Below are 16610 nucleotides of genomic sequence, written 5' to 3'. Positions count from 1 at the left end.
GACGCGACTCGACCTTAATCTGGAGCAAGAACCATAGCCTTTTGCGGTCGCGGCGGAAGGCGGTTTCGATGCGGCTCCCGGTTCGCCCTTGCGGGTCAGTCGCGAGACGGTTCCGAGCGCTTGAGGCGCTTTGCCCAATCGACCCGCATCAGCAGGACGATTCCGAGGAGCATGCCAAGCTGGAGGGCGATTCCGAGCGGGCTGGTGAGTTCGCGCTTGAAGGTCTCGCCGAGGCTGGTCGCGCGCAGGCCATCGGCGGCCAGCGCATAGAGCGAATAGCTGACCAGCCGCCCGGCGAAGAAGGCGAAGGTGAAGGGGAGCAGGCGGACCCGGGCGAGGCCGGCGGCTTCGAACAGTTGCGCCGAAGGGAGCGGCGACAGGGCGAACAGGCCGAGCGCGAGGATGCCGTTGCGCTTCTTCGCCTCGAGCGCCTGGCGGGCGGCGGCGAGGTTGGCGCGGCTGCGTTTCGACAGGAAGCGGTCCCCGAGAGCGCGGGTGGCGAGGGCAAGGAGCAGCCGGCCGCTCGCCGCCGCGATCGCGCCGAGCACGATCAGCAGCGGCGCGGGCGCATCGGTGTTGAGCATGGTCAGCACGATCAGCGACCAGGTCGGCGGACCGAAGGCCGGCAGCAGGTTCGCGCCCAGCACCAGCCCGACGAAGATCAGCAGCTCGTGCAAGCCTGCGCTACCGGACCGTGGCGCCGGGCCGGCCGGTCATCAGTCGTGCTCGCGGTCGCCCGCGCCGATGTAGAGCTCGCGGCCGCCCTCGTTGTAGACGCGGCTCATCTCGGCCATGCCGGCTTCGGCCTCCTGTCCCTCGACGTCGCTCGGGACGAGCGGGGTGGAGTTGAGGAGGCCGCTTTCCTGCTTCGCCGCGAAGTCGCGCACCTCCTGCGTGATCTTCATCGAGCAGAACTTCGGCCCGCACATCGAGCAGAAGTGGGCGGTCTTGGCGCCTTCGGCCGGGAGCGTCTGGTCGTGGTAGCGCTCGGCGGTGTCGGGATCGAGCGACAGGTGGAACTGGTCGCGCCAGCGGAACTCGAAGCGGGCGCGGCTTAGCGCATCGTCGCGGACCTTGGCGGCGGGGTGGCCCTTGGCGAGGTCGGCGGCGTGAGCGGCGAGCTTGTAGGTGACGACGCCGACCTTGACGTCATCGCGGTCGGGGAGGCCCAGATGCTCCTTGGGCGTCACGTAGCAGAGCATCGCCGTGCCGAACCAGCCGATCATCGCCGCGCCGATCCCTGACGTGATATGGTCGTAGCCCGGCGCAATGTCGGTGGTGAGCGGCCCGAGCGTATAGAAGGGCGCCTCGCCGCAGCTTTCGAGCTGCTTGTCCATATTCTCCTTGATCTTGTGCATCGGCACGTGGCCGGGGCCCTCGATCATCACCTGGCAGTCGTGCTCCCACGCCTTCTTGGTCAGCTCGCCTAGCGTGTAGAGCTCGGCGAACTGGGCTTCGTCATTGGCGTCGGCGATCGAGCCGGGGCGCAGGCCATCGCCGAGGGAGAAGGCGACGTCATAGGCCTTCATGATCTCGCAGATCTCGTCGAAGCGTTCGTAAAGGAAGCTTTCGCGGTGATGGGCGAGGCACCATTTGGCCATGATCGAGCCGCCACGGCTGACGATGCCGGTGACGCGCTTGGCGGTCAGGGGCACGTAGGGCAGGCGGACGCCGGCGTGGATGGTGAAATAGTCGACGCCCTGCTCGGCCTGCTCGATCAGCGTGTCGCGGAAGATCTCCCAGTTCAGATCCTCGGCGATGCCGCCGACCTTCTCGAGCGCCTGGTAGATGGGGACGGTGCCGATGGGGACGGGCGAGTTGCGCAGGATCCACTCGCGCGTGTCGTGGATGTTGCGGCCGGTGGAGAGGTCCATGACCGTGTCGGCGCCCCAGCGGATCGCCCAGACCATCTTGTCGACTTCGGATGCGACGTCGGAGGCGACGGCCGAATTGCCGATGTTGGCGTTGATCTTGACCAGGAAGTTGCGGCCGATCGCCATCGGCTCGGTTTCGGGGTGGTTGATGTTGTTCGGGATGATCGCGCGGCCGCGGGCGACCTCGTCGCGGACGAATTCGGGGGTGACATAGTCGGGGATGGCGGCGCCGAACGATTCGCCGTCGCGGGTCAGGGCTTCCTTGGCCTGGCGCCGGCCGAGATTCTCGCGGATCGCGACATATTCCATCTCGGGGGTGATGATGCCCTTGCGGGCATAGTGCATCTGGGTGACGTTGTGGCCGGCCTTGGCGCGCAGCACCTTCTTGCGGACATTGGGGAAGGGCGGGACGCCGCCCGAGCGGTCGGGGCCCAATTGGCCATTGTCCTCGGGGCGGACCTCGCGCTGGGTCACTTCCTCGACGTCGCCGCGGGCGCGGATCCAGTCGCGGCGGAGCTCAGGGAGGCCGGCCATGATGTCCACGCGGTGCGCGTCGTCGGTGTAGGGGCCGGAAGTGTCGTAGAGCGTGACGGGGGGCTCGAGACTGGTCGGCTCGAGCTCGACGACACGCATCGCGACGCGGATGCCGTCGCGGCCCTCGACGTAAATCTTCTTCGAGCCGCGGATGGGCCCGGTGGTGACCTTGAGTTCGGTGCGCGCGTTGATGTCGGCCATAGTCGTGTTCCTCTTCCTCCGCCGGGGTCAGCCGGATCAGGTTCTCGGGTCGGAGGTTGCAAGGCCTCCCTCTCAGCTCAGGCGAGCTCCCCGGGGATCGGCCACGCATAGGCCTGCCCGTGCCATTGCGCCAGCGTGTCTGTCGCGCCATCAGGCAAGGCCCATGGCGCTGACCCATCTCGACCGGCTCGAAGCCGAGAGCATCCACATCCTGCGCGAGGTGGTGGCGACCTGCCGGCGGCCGGTGTTCCTCTATTCGATCGGCAAGGATTCGAGCGTCATGCTCCACCTGGCGCTCAAGGCCTTCGCGCCGGCGCCGCCGCCCTTTCCCTTCCTGCACATCGCGAGCGGCTGGGACTTCCAGGCGATGCTCGCGCATCGTGACGCCATGGCCTCACGCTACGGCCTCGATCTCAAGGTCTGGCACAATGCGGCGGCGGGGCTGAGCCCGTTCGACACGCCGACGCCGACCTATACGCGGGTGATGCTGACCGAGGCGCTGCGCGAGGCGCTCAAGGCGGGCGGCTATGACGCGGCGTTCGGGGGCGGGCGGCGCGACGAGGAGAAGGCGCGGGCGAAGGAGCGGATCTTCTCGTTCCGCGGGCAGGGCGGCGGCTGGGACCCCAAGCTCCAGCGGCCCGAATTGTGGAACAATTATAATGCGCGGGTCCATGCCGGGGAGAGCATCCGCGTCTTCCCGCTCAGCAATTGGACCGAGCGCGACATCTGGGACTATATCGCCCGCGAGGCGGTGCCGATCGTGCCGCTCTATCTCGCGGCCGAGCGGCCGACGGTGATGCGCGACGGGACCCTGCTGATGGTCGACGATCCCGCGCGCTTCCCGGGAATCGAGCGCGAGGAAGTGGTGACCCGGCGGGTGCGCTTCCGGACCATGGGTTGCTGGCCGCTGACCGGCGCGATGGAGAGCGAGGCGGACAGCCTCGACAAGGTGCTGGCCGAGATGGCGGCGCTCCGCACCAGCGAGCGGCAGGGCCGGGTGATCGACCGCGACGAAAGTGCCTCGATGGAAGTGAAGAAGCGCGAGGGCTATTTCTGATGGACCTCCTGCGCTTCATCACCTGCGGCAGCGTCGACGACGGCAAGTCGACCCTGATCGGCCGCCTGCTCCACGACAGCGCGCAGCTGATGGAGGACCAGCTTGCAGCGCTCGAGAGCGACAGCAAAAGGGTGGGAACGCAGGGGCAGGCAATCGACTTCGCCCTGCTGGTCGACGGCCTCGCCGCCGAGCGCGAGCAGGGCATCACCATCGACGTCGCCTATCGCTTCTTCTCGAGCGCGACGCGGCGCTACATCGTCGCCGACTGCCCGGGGCACGAGCAATATACGCGCAACATGGCGACCGGCGCCTCGACCGCCGACGCCGCGGTGCTGCTGGTCGACGCGCGCAAGGGCGTGCTGACCCAGACCCGGCGCCATGCCGCGATCTGCAAGCTGATGGGGGTCCGCCACCTCCTCCTCGCGGTCAACAAGATGGACCTCATTGGGTTCGACGAAGGCCGGTTCCTCGAAATTGCGGCGGAGGCCGAGGGACTGGGGATCGAGCAGGCCCTGCCGGTCTCGGGGCTGACGGGGGCGAATGTGTTCGAAGCCTCGGCGGACCTCGCCTGGTTCGAAGGGCCGACCCTGATGGCCGCGCTCGACGCGCTGGCCCCGGCCGATGTCGAGGACGGCGGGCCGCTTCGCCTGCCGGTGCAGTGGGTCAATCGGCCCAACCAGGATTTTCGCGGCTTTTCCGGGCAAGTCGCGGCAGGCGAGGTGATGCGCGGGCAGGACGTGCGCGTGCTGCCCTCGGGCCGGACCAGCCGGGTCGCCCGGGTGCTGGTCGGCGAGCGCGAGGTCGAGCGCGCCGAGCCGGGGACGTCGGTCACGGTCACCCTGACCGACGAGGTCGAGTGCGGGCGCGGCTCGGTGATCGTCGGCGCTGCCCACCCGCCCGAGGTCGCCGACCAGTTCGAGGCGAGCCTCGTCTGGCTAGCCGAAGAGGAATTGCTGCCGGGTCGCGGCTACTGGCTCCAGCTCGCCTCGCAGAGCGTCACCGCCACCGTGCAACCGCCCAAATATGAGCTCGGCATCGACAGCGGCGAGCATCTGGCGGCGAAGACGCTGGGTTTGAACGCGATCGGGGTGGTCGAGTTCGCGACCGACCGGCCGCTCGTGTTCGAGCCCTATGCGGCGAGCCGAACGCTCGGCGGCTTCATCCTGATCGACAAGCTCACCAACGCCACCGTCGCCTGCGGGATGATCCATTTCGCGCTTCGCCGCGCGAGCAACATCCATTGGCAGGCGATCGAGGTCAGCCGCGAGGCGCATGCCCGGCAGAAGGGGCAGAAGCCGTGCGTGGTCTGGCTGACCGGCCTTAGCGGCGCGGGCAAGTCGACCATCGCCAATCTGGTCGAGAAGAAGCTGCATGCGCTCGGCCGGCACAGCTTCCTCCTCGACGGCGACAATGTGCGCCACGGGCTGAGCCGCGACCTCGGCTTCACCGAGGCCGACCGGATCGAGAATATCCGCCGGGTGGGCGAGGTCGCGCGGCTGATGGCCGATGCCGGGCTGATCGTGATCACCGCCTTCATCTCGCCCTTCCGTGCCGAGCGGGCGATGGTTCGGCGAATGCTCCCGCCGGGCGAGTTCCTCGAGGTGTTCGTCGACGCTCCCTTGGCCGAGGCCGAGGCGCGCGACGTCAAGGGCCTCTACGCCAAGGCGCGCGCGGGCGAGCTCAAGAACTTCACCGGGATCGACAGCCCCTATGAAGCCCCCGAAAGCCCCGACCTCAGGATCGACACCACGACCATGAGCGCCGAGGATGCGGCCGAAGCCATTGTCGCGCTGCTCCTGCGGCGCGAGTGACGGGGCGACACGGAGGGGGAAAAGATGCTGAGGCCGATATTCGGGCGGAAGAAGGCCGCTGAGGTGCCCGACTTGCCGGCTGGCCTAGCGGTGGTGCTCGTCCCGCGCGGTGCGGTTGAGAGCAAGCAGGACTGGTCGCTGGCGGAGGCGCTGGCGATGTTCGTCGACCATGCCGTCGAAGATGCGCTGTTCGAGCCGGCCGAACTGGTTCCCGACGCCGTCGCGGTCTTCTCGGCCTATCGCTGGTCGGGTGAACTCGACAGCCGGTCGAACAGCGAATGGCGCGAGGAAGCGAGCGCGGCGGAGGTCGGTTCGGTACGCAGGGGACTGGAGCTGATCGGTCGGAACGACCTCGCCGCGCATCTCGAGACCGACTTCAGCCCGGAAGAGCAGCCCGACAGCCTCCAGATCGCAAGCGAAGTCAGTGCATGGGTGCGCCCGCAGCCGTGGCTGCGCATCCTCGGCGACGGGGACAAGGACCAGGTCTACAAGGAAGTGATGAAGCGGCTGTTCCGCGCCAATCCCCGCTTCGGAGACCGGGCGCCCAAAGCCCGATTCACCAAGGCCCAGATCGCGCGCCACGCCGATCCGGCCGTGGCTGGGCCGCCTGCGAACGTCGAGGGGCTGATCGCCGAGGTCGAGCGCCGGATTGCCGCCGGCGGATAAGCTGGACCTTGGGGCAAGGGACCCATCCCCGCGGCCTTGCGTTCATGCCGCTGCAATAATGGGAGAAATGACGTGCGTGCTCTGATCCTGGTCGCCGGTGCGGCCCTTTCGCTGGCCGCCTGCGGCAGCAAGACCGAAGTCGACAATGCCGACGCCAACCTGATGACGGCCGACAACATGTCGATGGACGCCAACATGGCGGCCCCGATGGACTCGAACATGATGGGCGGCGCCGACGCCAACATGATGACCAACGGCGCGACCGAGGCCAACATGATGGCGCAGGACATGAACACCAACGCGCCCGACACCAATCTCGCCAACGGCATATAAGCCGCAGGGCCGCTCCGCGCGGTCCAGCTGCTTCGGCAAGAGCGCCCGTCCCCTCGTGGGGCGGGCGCTTTTTTGTGGCGCGCAAGCCGCACGCGATGCGCGGACGATACGCTCCTGCAACCATCGCCACCATCGGGGGTTCGGCTGGCCATGAAGAATCTCGCCCTTGCCGCCGCGCTCCTCGCGATTCCCGCCGCCGCCTTCGCCGAGGACACGGCCAAGCCCGACCTGCGGGTCCGCGTCGGGCTGGGCGCGCAGATCAAGCCCAAGTTCCTCGGCTCGGACGAGATCAAGATCGCCCCGCTGCCCAGCATCGATGTCGCCAAGGGCGACAATGAATTCGGTTATGGCGCGCCCGACGACGGGATCAGCATCCCCGTGGTCAAGAGCGGGGGCTTCTCCTTCGGGCCCTCGGCCAACATCGCCAGCGGCCGCAAGAACAAGGATCTCGACCGGCCGATCGGGCGGGTGAAGACGACGATCGAGCTGGGCGGCTTCGCGCAATATGACATGGGCTCGGTCCGGCTCCGCGGCGAATTGCGCAAGGGCGTCAACGGCCATGACGGGCTGGTCGGCAGCGTCGGTGCCGACAAGGTGTGGCGCGACGGCGACCGCTGGCTGGTCTCGCTCGGGCCCCGCGTCCTGTGGTCGGATTCCAACTACCAGCGCGCCTATTTCGGGATCAGCCCGGCGGCCGCGCTCGCCTCGGGGCTGCCCGAATATCGGCCGGGCAGCGGGATTCACGCGGTCGCGCTGCAGGGCGGCGGCCTCACCCAGTTCGGCAAGGGGCCCTTCGGCCTGTTCGGAATCGCCCGCTACGAGCGGCTGGTCGGCGATGCCGCCAAGCCACCGGTGGTGCGCGAACTGGGCTCGCGCAACCAGTGGACCGCGGGCCTGGGGCTCAGCTACACCTTCCGGGTGAAGCGCTAGGGCTCAATCGCCTTCGCCGGGCTCGGCCGAGAAATACTTGTCGTACTTGCCCTCTTCGCCCTTGTGCTCGTCGGCGTCGGCGGGGCTGTCCTTCTTGCGGGTGATGTTAGGCCATTGCGCCGAGAAGGTCGCGTTGAGCTCCAGCCACTTCTCGTTCCCGCCCTCGGTATCGGGCAGGATCGCCTCGGCCGGGCACTCGGGCTCGCAGACGCCGCAGTCGATGCATTCGTTGGGGTTGATGACGAGCATGTTCTCGCCCTCGTAGAAGCAGTCGACCGGGCAGACCTCGACGCAGTCCATATACTTGCAGCGGATGCAGGCGTCGGTGACGACGTAGGTCATGGGTCTTCTCGCTCCTGTTGTTGGGGCAAGCGCTATTGCGGGCCGTCGCCGCCGTCAACGCCGAGCTCTTCGTATTGGCACCGGGCTTCGCTGGCGGGGCCGCGCCGGACGGGCAGAGCGACCACCCGGATCACCCGGATCGCGCCGCGCAGCGGCAGGGTGACGACGCTGCCGACCCGAACCGGCTCGGAGACCTTCTCGACCCGGCGGCCGTCGATCCGGATCCGCCCTTCCTCGATCAGCGCCTGGGCCAGGGTCCGCGACTTAAGGAGGCGGATGCAGAACAGATATTTGTCGAGCCGCATGGCCCCTAGCGCTTGAGCCCGGCCAGCGCGGAGAAGGCATTGCCCGGGCGCGGCGGCGCCGGCCGGGCGCGGGTGCGGGGCCGGGTGCCGCGCCAGTGCCAGGCGCTGTCCGACTGCCGGAAGCCGACCTCCGCCATGAGCGTGGCGAGCGCAATGTCCGACAGGCCGAGCGAGGTGACGAGGTCGCGGTCGATGGGCTCGAGCGGCTCGCCGGCGGGGCGCTCGGCGGCGCGGGCGCGGTGGGCGAAGGCGGCGAGGCGATCGGCGAGGTCGACCCTCAGCCAAGTGTCGCCGAAGCGGCGATAGGCGAGGCTGGCGGCCATCCGGTCGGCGTCGGCGGCGAGGGTCGCGGCACCGGGTCGGGGCAGCGCGGGCATCGGCCGGCCGGTGCGGACCGCGAGCAGCGCCGCCCGCCAGCGCTGGCTCTCGGGCTTCAGGAGCGAGGGGACGAAGACATCGAGCGCGCCGAGGCGGATGCGGAGCTTGTGGAGCGCGGCGCGCATCGGGCGGTCGAGCTGGCCGATCGGCTCCACCAGCGCCCGGCGGGGCAGGATTCCGCCGGCGTCGAACAGCATCGCGGTGAGCGCGCGGACCGGCGCGCCGAAATGACGGTCGGTCGACGACGCGCCCAGGCGGACGAGGTCGCCGCAATGGCGTTCGACCTGGCGCTCGATCCACGCCTCCATCCGGGCGCGAAGCTCGGCGCGGGCGGGGGCCGAGAGTCGGTCTAGCGCGCGGGCGGTTCGTAGCGCGGGCTCGGTCAGGCTGCGGCCGGGGGCGAGGCGGGCGAGGAGGTGGCCGTCGGCGGCGATTCCGATGTCGCCGCCGGGCGGCGCGAGCAGGGTGAAGCGCTTGTCCTCGTCGGCGCAGAGCGCACGGGCGCGGCGGTCGAGCTCGTCGCCGAGGCGGCGCTCGGCCGCGGCGAGGAGGAGCCGCTTGTCGGCGAGGCGGGCGGCGGGATCGACCTTGAAGTCGAAGCCGGTGAGGTGGCCGATCGGCTCGGGGCCGACGCTGACCTCGCCATCGGCGGCGACGGTGACCGGGAGCGCGTCGGCGCCGCGCGCGCCGATGTCGCGGACGAGGACCGCGGTGCGACGGTCGACGAAACGCTGGGTCAGCCGCTCGTGCAGCGCGTCGGACAGGCGCGCCTCGACAAGCCGGGTGCGCTCGGCCCATTTGGCGGGGTCGGCGAGCCAGTCGGAACGGTGGGCGATATAGGCCCAGCTGCGGACCCCCGCGAGACGGTCGGCAAGCGCTTCGATGTCGCCCTGGACATTGTCGAGGCGCGCAACCTCGGCGGCGAACCAGTCCTGCGCGAGATGGCCGCCCTCGGCGATATAGCCGAAGACGCGGCGGACCATCCGGGCATGGTGCATCGGTCCGACCTTGCGGAAGTCGGGCAGGCCGCACGCCGCCCACAGCCGCCGCGCGACAATGCCCTGCCGCGCGGCGATGGCGGGGTCCTCGGCGATGAGCTTCAGCACCGCGAGGTCGATCGACAGCGGGGCGGGACGAAGCAGCGGATCGTCGCTCTTCGCCTCGAGGCTGCGGATCAGCGCGGTAACGTCGGTGAAGTCGAGATCCGACGAGCGCCAGTAGATATGGTCGAGCGGGCGGAAGCGATGCTCCTCGATCGCATTGATCTCTTCCTCGGTGAAGGCCGGGCCGTTGTCGCCGCCGAGGCCGAGCGTTCCGAAGGTGCCGTCGCGCTGGTGGCGCCCCGCGCGGCCCGCGATCTGGGCCATTTCGGGGATGGTGAGGCGGCGGTCGCGGCGGCCGTCGAATTTCTCGAGGCCGGCGAAGGCGACATGGGCGACGTCCATGTTGAGGCCCATGCCGACCGCGTCGGTGGCGACGAGATAGTCGACCTCGCCGCGCTGGAACATCGCGACCTGGGCATTGCGGGTCGCGGGCGAGAGTGCGCCCATGACCACCGCTGCGCCGCCCTTGAAGCGGCGCAGCATCTCGGCGAGCGCATAGACCTGCTCGGCCGAGAAGGCGACGATGGCGGAGCGCGGAGGGAGCCGCGACAGCTTGGTCGAGCCGGCGTAGCGCAAGGTCGAGAAACGCGGGCGGCTGACGATCTCGGCCTCGGGGATGATCTGGCGGACCATCGGCTTCAGCGTCGCCGAGCCCAAGATCAGCGTCTCCTCGCGGCCGCGGGCCCGGAGCAGGCGGTCGGTGAAGACGTGGCCGCGCTCGGGGTCGGTGCCGAGTTGGGCCTCGTCGATCGCACAGAAGGCATGCTCCTGGCTCACCGGCATGCTTTCCACGGTCGAGAGCCAGTAGCGCGCCTTGGGGGGGACGATCCGCTCCTCGCCGGTCAGCAGCGCGACCGACGCTTCGCCCTTGAGCTTGACCACCCGGTCGTAGACCTCGCGGGCGAGCAGCCGCAGCGGGAAGCCGATGACGCCCGACGAATGGGCACACATCCGCTCGATCGCCAAGTGGGTCTTGCCGGTATTGGTGGGCCCGAGGACGGCCCGGATGATGCCGTCGTTACGCGCGGCCATGATGCTCATGTTGGCAGGAACGCAGCAGTGCGCAAGGCGGCTCATTCTCCGTTCGTCGCTTAGCGCGGCGTTAACCTTGTTGGGGGACAAGGCGGCCATGTTCCAGTCGCCCCGCCCGCTGGTCGCCGCGTCGGCCGTGCCCGCTTTCGGCCGGGCGGCCGTGCTGGCACCGCCCAGGCCGCCGTTCCGCCTCGTCGTCGATCTCGCCGAGGCCCCGCTCAGCAAGCGCTGGTGGCGGGGGGCGGCGACGCTGACCCTGATGATCGCGGGCGTGCTCCAGCTCGCGCCCTCGACCGCGCCTCTGCCCGCCGGGATGCCGCAGGCCGAGGGGCCCGACCAGGCACGGCAGGAAGAGGCACTGGCGGTGGCGCCGCTGTCGGCGGGCTCGGCGACCGGGCTCGTGATGAGCGAAGGCCCGCGCGCCCGGCCGATCGCGTCGGCGCCGGCGCGTCTGTCGCGCGACCTCGCGATTGTCTTCGGGGCGGGCGACGACCTCGTCAGCCTGCTCCAGCGCAACGGGGCGAGCGCCGCCGATGCGGTCCGGGCGGCGAGCCTCGTCCGCGCCGAGGCGGCGGTACCGGCCGCCGGGACCACCCTCTCGCTTCGCCTCGGCGCGCCCGATGCGGCGGGCCGGCGAACCATCGAATTGCTCCGCTACCGGGCCCGGCTCGACCTCATTTTCGCCCTCGTTCGGGGCGCGAATGGGCTGCAGGCCGAAAAGAAGCCCCTCGCGGTCGACCGCACCCCGCTGCGCATCCGCGGAAGCGCCGGAGGCGGGCTCTACTGGGCGTTGCGGTCGTCGGGCGCTTCGCCCCAGGCCGCGGCGGATTATCTCCAGGCGATCGGCGACCGGCTCGACGTCGGCAGCGAGGTCGCGGCGACCGACCGCTTCGAGCTGGTGGTCGCCCAAGCGAGGAGCGCCAGCGGCGACGTGGTCCCCGGTCCCCTCCTCTATGCCCGGCTCGAGCGCGGCGGCGGCCCGACCCTCTCGCTGGTCCGCTGGCCGGTGCAGGGGCGGCTGGCCTGGCTCGACGAGGCGACCAGCCCCGAGCCGGTGCGGAGCGGACTGCTGCGCCCGGTCGACGGGCCGATCACCTCGGGCTTCGGCTCGCGCATGCACCCGATCCTGCACTTCTTCCGGATGCACAACGGGATCGACTTCGGCGCGCCGATGGGAGCGCCGATCGTCGCCGCCGCCGACGGGCAGGTGATCCGCGCGGGCTGGGCCGGGGGCTACGGCCGGCAGGTCCGGATCGCGCACATCGGCGGGCTGGTCACCACCTACAATCACATGAGCCGGATCGTCGCGCCCGAGGGCGGCGTGGTCCGGCGGGGCGAACTGATCGGCTATGTCGGCTCGAGCGGCCTGTCGACTGGGCCGCACCTCCACTACGAGGTGCTCAAGGACGGGGTGCCGGTGAATCCGCTCGGCGTGACCTTCGTCAGCCGGCCGATCGTCAACGAGGGCCTGCTCGCCGCGATCCGGGCGCGGGTGAAGGCGCTGCGCGGCGCGTAAGGCCTCGGTTCGGCGCGCGATTCCAACGCGTCGTGCCTAACCGCCGTTAACCACTAGCCGCGCGCGCGGGACACGGTCATCACCCTGACTTGCCTTCGTTTTTTCTCCGGGGTGGGGACCAGTAATCCATGCGTAGCCTGTTCGGCCTGTCGTCGCGCGACATCGCGATCGATCTCGGGACGGCCAATACCGTCGTCTATGTCGCCGGCGTCGGAATCGTCACCAGCGAGCCCAGCGTCGTCGCGCTCGAGGTCGTCGACGGGATCCAGAAGGTCCGCGCGGTGGGCAATGACGCCAAGCTGATGCTCGGCAAGACGCCGCAGGGCGTGCGGACGGTCCGCCCGCTTCGCAACGGCGTCATCGCCGACCTCGAGACCGCCGAGGAGATGATCAAGCATTTCATCCGCCGCGCCGGCGGTGGGCCGAGCCGCTTCTCGCGCGGGCCCGAGGTGGTGATCTGCATCCCGTCGGGCGCGACCGGGGTCGAGCGGCGCGCAATCCGCGACGCGGTCAGCAATGCCGGGGCGGACAGCGTGTCGCTGATCGAGGAACCGATGGCCGCCGCGATCGGGGCGGGGCTGCCGGTGACCGATCCGATCGGCTCGATGGTGGTCGACATCGGCGGCGGGACGACCGAGGTGGGCGTCATCTCGCTCCAAGGGCTGGCCTATTGCCGCTCGGCGCGGGTCGGGGGCGACCGGATGGACGATGCCATCGCCAGCCATGTCCGCCGCAAGTTCAACCTGCTGATCGGCGAGGGCACCGCCGAGCGGGTCAAGCTCGAGATCGGCACCTCGCTGCGCCCGGGTGACGGGATCGGGCGGACGACGATCGTCCGCGGGCTCGACGTCAGCCGCGGCGTTCCGGCCGAGATCGAACTCAACCAGGGCCATGTCGCCGAGGCGCTGGCCGAGCCGGTCAACCAGATCGTCGAGGTGGTCCGCATGGCGCTCGAGCATACCCAGCCCGAAATCGCCGCCGACGTCATCGACCATGGCATCACCATGACCGGCGGCGGCTCGCTGCTGGCGGGCATTTCGACCCTGCTCCAGGAGGCGACGGGCCTGCCGGTGCACATCGCCGACGATCCGATGAGCTGCGTCGCGCTGGGTGCCGGGCGGACGCTCGAGGACCGGGTGCTGCGCGGAGCGCTGATGGCGGCCTGACGCCGTCAGGTCGCTTCGAGGATCAGCGCGGCGGCCTTCGCGGGCTCGTCCCACATCGGAAAATGGCTGCTGTGCTCGAACCAGACCAGGCGCGAGCCGGGAAAGGCGCGTTGCGCGCGCTCGGCCTGGACGGGCAGGCAGAGGCGGTCGTGACGACCCCAGCCGATGGTGACGGGGCCGGACGCGGAGGGGCCCTGCTGAACGGGACCGGAGGCGAGATCGCGCACCAGGCTGGCTGCGGTCGGCGTATCCGCCAGGCTCGTCAGCTCATGCGCGACGAACGCGCCGTCGAGCGCCCAGGGCCGCGCGGACAGCTGCGCTAAAAGCAGGCTGCGGCTGACGGAGTTGCGGGACAAGGCGGGAATCGCGCCCCGCAAGGTTCGCATCAGCGCGGCCGAGGCGAGGAGGGTGGAACGGACGAGCGTTCGCTCCCAGCCCTGCCAGAAACCGCCGGGATCGAGCGCGACGACCGGCCCCGCAACACCGCGCCGCGCCATTTCCAGCACGAGTCGGGCGCCGAGCGAGCTGCCGACCATCGCCACGCCGGTCAGCTTCTCGGCCGCGATCCACTCCCCGAGGCTCCGCGCAAGACCCTCGAAGGTGCCCGAATCCTGCTCGGCCGGGCTGGCGCCGTGCCCGGGCAGGTCGAGGAGGATGAGCTCGCGTTCCTTCGCCAGCGCCGCGACGACCGGGTCCCAGGCCGCGCGCGAGCTGCCCAGACCGTGGACGAGGAGGAGCGGCTTGCCGCTTCCGCGGCGTTCAAAAGCAATGGCCATGACAACCCAACGAACGCCGCGCGGCATTCGGGCCCGCGCCAGTGAGGCGGGCGCGAAGAAAGGTCGGACTTAGCGCCCGTGGCCGCGCCAGCGCTTGACGGTGCGGCTGATGATCTCGGCTTCGCCGCCGGTCTCGCGCCACAACGAGGCGAAGCTCGGGTCGCTCGAGGCCGGGCGCTTCTCGGGCTCGAGATCGTCGAAGCGGACGCGGATCGGAATGGCGACGCCTTCGCCGCAGACGATGCACTCGCGGTTGCGAAGCGCCGGGATGGCGTCGAGGAAGCCGCGCGCGCCTTCGGGCATGGCGGCGCGGACGCAGGCCTGGTCGCGGTCGTTGTTCAAACGCATCGAGATGATCGTGCCGCACTGCGACAGCACGCCTTCGGCGAGGTCGGACGGACGCTGGGTGATGAGGCCGAGGGAGACGCCATACTTACGGCCTTCCTTGGCGATCCGCTCGAGGATCTTGCGGACGGCCTGGATGCCGTTGTTCTCGTCCTTCGGAACGTAGCGGTGCGCCTCCTCGCAGACGAGGAGGATCGGGCGCTGGGCCTCGGTCCGGCTCCAGATGGCATAGTCGAAGACCATCCGGGCGAGCACCGAGACGACGACGCTGGTGACGTCCGACGGCACGCCCGAGACGTCGACGATGCTGATCGGCTTGCCGTTGGCGGGCAGGCGGAACAGGCGGGAGATGAAGCTGCCCATGCTGTCGGTGATGTTCATGCCCGAGAACATGAAGGTGTAGCGCGGGTCGGCCTTCAATTCGTCGAGCTTGGTCTTGAGGCGCTGGTAGGGCGTGGTGTCGCCGGCGCGGTCGAGCTTGCCCATCTCGGCGACGATGATCGCATTGAGATCGGTCAAGAGATAGGGAATCGGGCTGTCGACGGTGACCTTGCCGAACTGCTCGGAGAATTTGTTCTTGGTCCGCGCGGCGAGCAGGCATTTGGCGAGGATGTCGGCGTCGCGGTTGCGCTCGGCGCCGTCGGTGGTCAGCAGCACCTCGCAATGCTCCTCGAAGTTGAGGAGCCAGTAGGGCAGCTGGAGATTGTCGACGTTGAACAGTTCGCCGCAGCCCTTGAAGGCGGCCGAATATTCGCCGTGGGGATCGATCATCACGATGTGACCCTCGGGGCTGTACTGCGAGATGCGGTGCAGGATGAGGGCGACCGAGGTCGACTTGCCGGTACCGGTGCTCCCCAGGATCGCGAAATGCTTGGAGAGCATCGGGTCGATGTAGAGCGCGCCGCGGATGTCGTCGGTCGGGTAGACGGTGCCGATCTCGACGTGCGCGCTGTCGCTGGCGGCGAAGACCTGGCGGAGATCGGCGGTGGTGACGGCATGCACCTCGGCGCCCGGGATCGGATAGCGGGTGACGCCGCGGCGGAAGCCGGCCATGCCGCCGCTCTTCTCGCGGGTGCCTTCGCCGAGGAAGTCGATCGCGGCGAGGACCGAGCCGTCGTCGCCCTGGCGCATGGTGCGGACGTTGGCGATCAGCCACGAATTGCCGACCGCCATCTTCACCTGGCTGCCGACCTGACCCGACATGGCGACCGAGGGATCGCGGTGCGTGCTGAGCGCCAGCAGGCGGGCGGGATCGAAGCGGACCTGGCTGCCCGAACCGGCGATGTCCATCACGTGCCCGATCGGGTCGAGCTTCTCGGTGACGGTCGGGACGCGGCCGCCGGTCTCCTCCTCGGCAACGCTCGAGAGTTCGTCGATCAGCTGCTTGAGGTTGACGTTTTCGTCCATGGTTCCGGCACTTGTCCCTATTGGCTTCGGGACAAGGCCATAGGCTGACCGTGGTTAAGATTTCTTCTAGGCGCGGCGACCCATGATGGCGGCGGCGCTCCAGCCCAGCAGCAGGCTGAGCGCGACCGCGGCGAGCCCGTAGAAGAAGCCGTGGCGGCGCGCGGTGGTGGCGACCAGCCGCTCGAATCCGGCCTTGCGGACCTCGACCTCCTTGGTCGCGGCGGCGATCACCTTGCCGCGGTCGATGAGATAGGTTTCGGTCTCGTAGGTGCCGACCGGGACCTGGCTGGGGATGCGGATCCGGGCGCGATAGAGGACCCCGTCGCTGATCTCCACGCCATGGTCGTTCTCGGCATAGAGGCCCTGGCGGGTGCGCAGGTCGAGGAGGCCGGCCTCGAACCGGCGCTCCTTGTCGGGCTGGGCGCCGCCGCCGGGCGAGAGCTGCAGATTCTGGACCCCGAGCTCGTAGACCGCGGCGGTGCGCTCGTCGACGATCTGCCGGAGCGGGCGGTTGGAGGCGACGGCGTAGAAGGAGGGGGCGGAGGAGAAGCGGTGGCTGTCGGCATTCATCCAGATGCCGGCGATCTTCTGCTTCTCGCGCACGATCAGCGGCTGGACGGGGCCCTTCAGGACCACCGCGACGTCGAGCTGGCGGGTGGGGGTGCGGCCGCCGGGATAGAGGATCGCGCCGAACAGCAGCAGCTGCGCGCCGCTGAAGCTGTAGCGGATCTCGATATTGCGGGCGGAGATGTCGGGCACCAGCCGCGCGCCGGCCTGCCCCATGAGGAGCGGGGTGATCGCCAGCAGGGGGAGGATGAGGCGCCGGCGCATGGC

15 protein-coding genes are annotated in these 16610 nt (G+C 69.6%); 7 read left to right on the top strand and 8 right to left on the bottom strand.

Annotation, left to right across the window (positions count from 1 at the left end; genetic code table 11):
- Positions 1–95 precede the first annotated feature (95 nt).
- The gene (locus tag BS69_RS0109000) at positions 96–677 is read right to left on the bottom strand and encodes a hypothetical protein (protein ID WP_029941621.1); all 582 of its coding nucleotides are present in this window, start codon (positions 675–677) and stop codon (positions 96–98) included.
- A 39-nt stretch (positions 678–716) separates the two neighbouring features.
- Positions 717–2609 carry a phosphomethylpyrimidine synthase ThiC gene (gene thiC / locus BS69_RS0108995; protein WP_029941620.1) on the bottom strand — a complete coding sequence of 631 codons (1893 nt, stop codon included), beginning with the start codon at positions 2607–2609 and terminating at the stop codon, positions 717–719.
- A gap of 139 nt (positions 2610–2748) precedes the next feature.
- Between thiC and cysD the strand changes: the two genes are divergently transcribed.
- The 5 genes from cysD to BS69_RS0108970 all read left to right on the top strand — a co-directional run bounded on the left by cysD (position 2749) and on the right by BS69_RS0108970 (position 7406).
- A complete protein-coding gene (gene cysD / locus BS69_RS0108990) occupies positions 2749–3666 on the top strand; it encodes a sulfate adenylyltransferase subunit CysD (protein WP_281169709.1) in 918 nt (305 codons plus the stop codon).
- On the top strand, positions 3666–5477 hold the full coding sequence (gene cysC / locus BS69_RS0108985; protein WP_084184411.1) for an adenylyl-sulfate kinase: 1812 nt from the start codon (positions 3666–3668) through the stop codon (positions 5475–5477). Before cysD ends, cysC begins: the two co-directional genes overlap by 1 nt.
- Before the next feature lie 24 nt (positions 5478–5501).
- A complete protein-coding gene (locus tag BS69_RS0108980) occupies positions 5502–6143 on the top strand; it encodes a hypothetical protein (protein WP_156956980.1) in 642 nt (213 codons plus the stop codon).
- Between the two features lie 72 nt (positions 6144–6215).
- The gene (locus BS69_RS0108975; RefSeq protein WP_029941616.1) at positions 6216–6476 is read left to right on the top strand and encodes a putative periplasmic lipoprotein; all 261 of its coding nucleotides are present in this window, start codon (positions 6216–6218) and stop codon (positions 6474–6476) included.
- A 150-nt stretch (positions 6477–6626) separates the two neighbouring features.
- Entirely contained in the window at positions 6627–7406 is a 780-nt protein-coding gene (locus tag BS69_RS0108970) for a MipA/OmpV family protein (RefSeq protein ID WP_029941615.1), read from the top strand.
- Positions 7407–7409: 3 nt separating this feature from the next.
- Here BS69_RS0108970 and fdxA read toward each other — a convergent pair whose 3' ends face one another.
- From fdxA to BS69_RS0108955, 3 genes are read right to left on the bottom strand one after another with little or no spacing between them, the layout of a single operon-like run.
- The gene (gene fdxA, locus BS69_RS0108965; RefSeq protein ID WP_029941614.1) at positions 7410–7748 is read right to left on the bottom strand and encodes a ferredoxin FdxA; all 339 of its coding nucleotides are present in this window, start codon (positions 7746–7748) and stop codon (positions 7410–7412) included.
- 32 nt (positions 7749–7780) lie between these two features.
- Positions 7781–8053: an RNA-binding S4 domain-containing protein gene (locus BS69_RS0108960; protein ID WP_029941613.1), complete on the bottom strand. Its 273-nt coding sequence runs from the start codon at positions 8051–8053 to the stop codon at positions 7781–7783.
- Between the two features lie 5 nt (positions 8054–8058).
- Positions 8059–10566, bottom strand: coding sequence for a helicase-related protein (locus BS69_RS0108955; RefSeq protein WP_029941612.1), 2508 nt, complete (start codon positions 10564–10566; stop codon positions 8059–8061).
- Between the two features lie 97 nt (positions 10567–10663).
- Between BS69_RS0108955 and BS69_RS0108950 the strand changes: the two genes are divergently transcribed.
- Positions 10664–12082, top strand: coding sequence for a M23 family metallopeptidase (locus BS69_RS0108950; RefSeq protein WP_156956979.1), 1419 nt, complete (start codon positions 10664–10666; stop codon positions 12080–12082).
- Between the two features lie 128 nt (positions 12083–12210).
- Positions 12211–13248, top strand: coding sequence for a rod shape-determining protein (locus tag BS69_RS0108945; RefSeq protein ID WP_029941610.1), 1038 nt, complete (start codon positions 12211–12213; stop codon positions 13246–13248).
- Positions 13249–13253: 5 nt separating this feature from the next.
- Here the strand turns inward: BS69_RS0108945 and BS69_RS0108940 are convergent, their stop codons facing one another.
- From BS69_RS0108940 to BS69_RS0108930, 3 genes are all read right to left on the bottom strand, one after another.
- The gene (locus tag BS69_RS0108940) at positions 13254–14024 is read right to left on the bottom strand and encodes an alpha/beta fold hydrolase (protein ID WP_029941609.1); all 771 of its coding nucleotides are present in this window, start codon (positions 14022–14024) and stop codon (positions 13254–13256) included.
- 69 nt (positions 14025–14093) lie between these two features.
- Entirely contained in the window at positions 14094–15776 is a 1683-nt protein-coding gene (locus tag BS69_RS0108935; RefSeq protein ID WP_084184409.1) for an ATP-binding protein, read from the bottom strand.
- A gap of 66 nt (positions 15777–15842) precedes the next feature.
- On the bottom strand, positions 15843–16607 hold the full coding sequence (locus tag BS69_RS0108930; RefSeq protein ID WP_029941607.1) for a TIGR02186 family protein: 765 nt from the start codon (positions 16605–16607) through the stop codon (positions 15843–15845).
- Positions 16608–16610: the final 3 nt, after the last annotated feature.

It is taken from the genome of Sphingomonas astaxanthinifaciens DSM 22298, assembly GCF_000711715.1.
Classification (GTDB): domain Bacteria; phylum Pseudomonadota; class Alphaproteobacteria; order Sphingomonadales; family Sphingomonadaceae; genus Sphingomicrobium; species Sphingomicrobium astaxanthinifaciens_A.
The sequence above is the reverse complement of the archived record's forward strand: the minus strand, read 5'-3'. Positions and strand labels throughout refer to the sequence as shown.

Excerpts from the sequence above, each read along its gene's own strand:
- thiC (WP_029941620.1), bottom strand. The coding sequence starts at position 2,609 with ATGGCCGACATCAACGCGCGCACCGAACTCAAGGTCACCACCGGGCCC.
- cysC (WP_084184411.1), top strand. The coding sequence starts at position 3,666 with ATGGACCTCCTGCGCTTCATCACCTGCGGCAGCGTCGACGACGGCAAG.
- BS69_RS0108980 (WP_156956980.1), top strand. The coding sequence starts at position 5,502 with ATGCTGAGGCCGATATTCGGGCGGAAGAAGGCCGCTGAGGTGCCCGAC.
- BS69_RS0108970 (WP_029941615.1), top strand. The coding sequence starts at position 6,627 with ATGAAGAATCTCGCCCTTGCCGCCGCGCTCCTCGCGATTCCCGCCGCC.
- fdxA (WP_029941614.1), bottom strand. The coding sequence starts at position 7,748 with ATGACCTACGTCGTCACCGACGCCTGCATCCGCTGCAAGTATATGGAC.
- BS69_RS0108960 (WP_029941613.1), bottom strand. The coding sequence starts at position 8,053 with ATGCGGCTCGACAAATATCTGTTCTGCATCCGCCTCCTTAAGTCGCGG.
- BS69_RS0108955 (WP_029941612.1), bottom strand. The coding sequence starts at position 10,566 with ATGGCCGCGCGTAACGACGGCATCATCCGGGCCGTCCTCGGGCCCACC.
- BS69_RS0108950 (WP_156956979.1), top strand. The coding sequence starts at position 10,664 with ATGTTCCAGTCGCCCCGCCCGCTGGTCGCCGCGTCGGCCGTGCCCGCT.
- BS69_RS0108945 (WP_029941610.1), top strand. The coding sequence starts at position 12,211 with ATGCGTAGCCTGTTCGGCCTGTCGTCGCGCGACATCGCGATCGATCTC.
- BS69_RS0108940 (WP_029941609.1), bottom strand. The coding sequence starts at position 14,024 with ATGGCCATTGCTTTTGAACGCCGCGGAAGCGGCAAGCCGCTCCTCCTC.
- BS69_RS0108935 (WP_084184409.1), bottom strand. The coding sequence starts at position 15,776 with ATGGACGAAAACGTCAACCTCAAGCAGCTGATCGACGAACTCTCGAGC.
- BS69_RS0108930 (WP_029941607.1), bottom strand. The coding sequence starts at position 16,607 with ATGCGCCGGCGCCTCATCCTCCCCCTGCTGGCGATCACCCCGCTCCTC.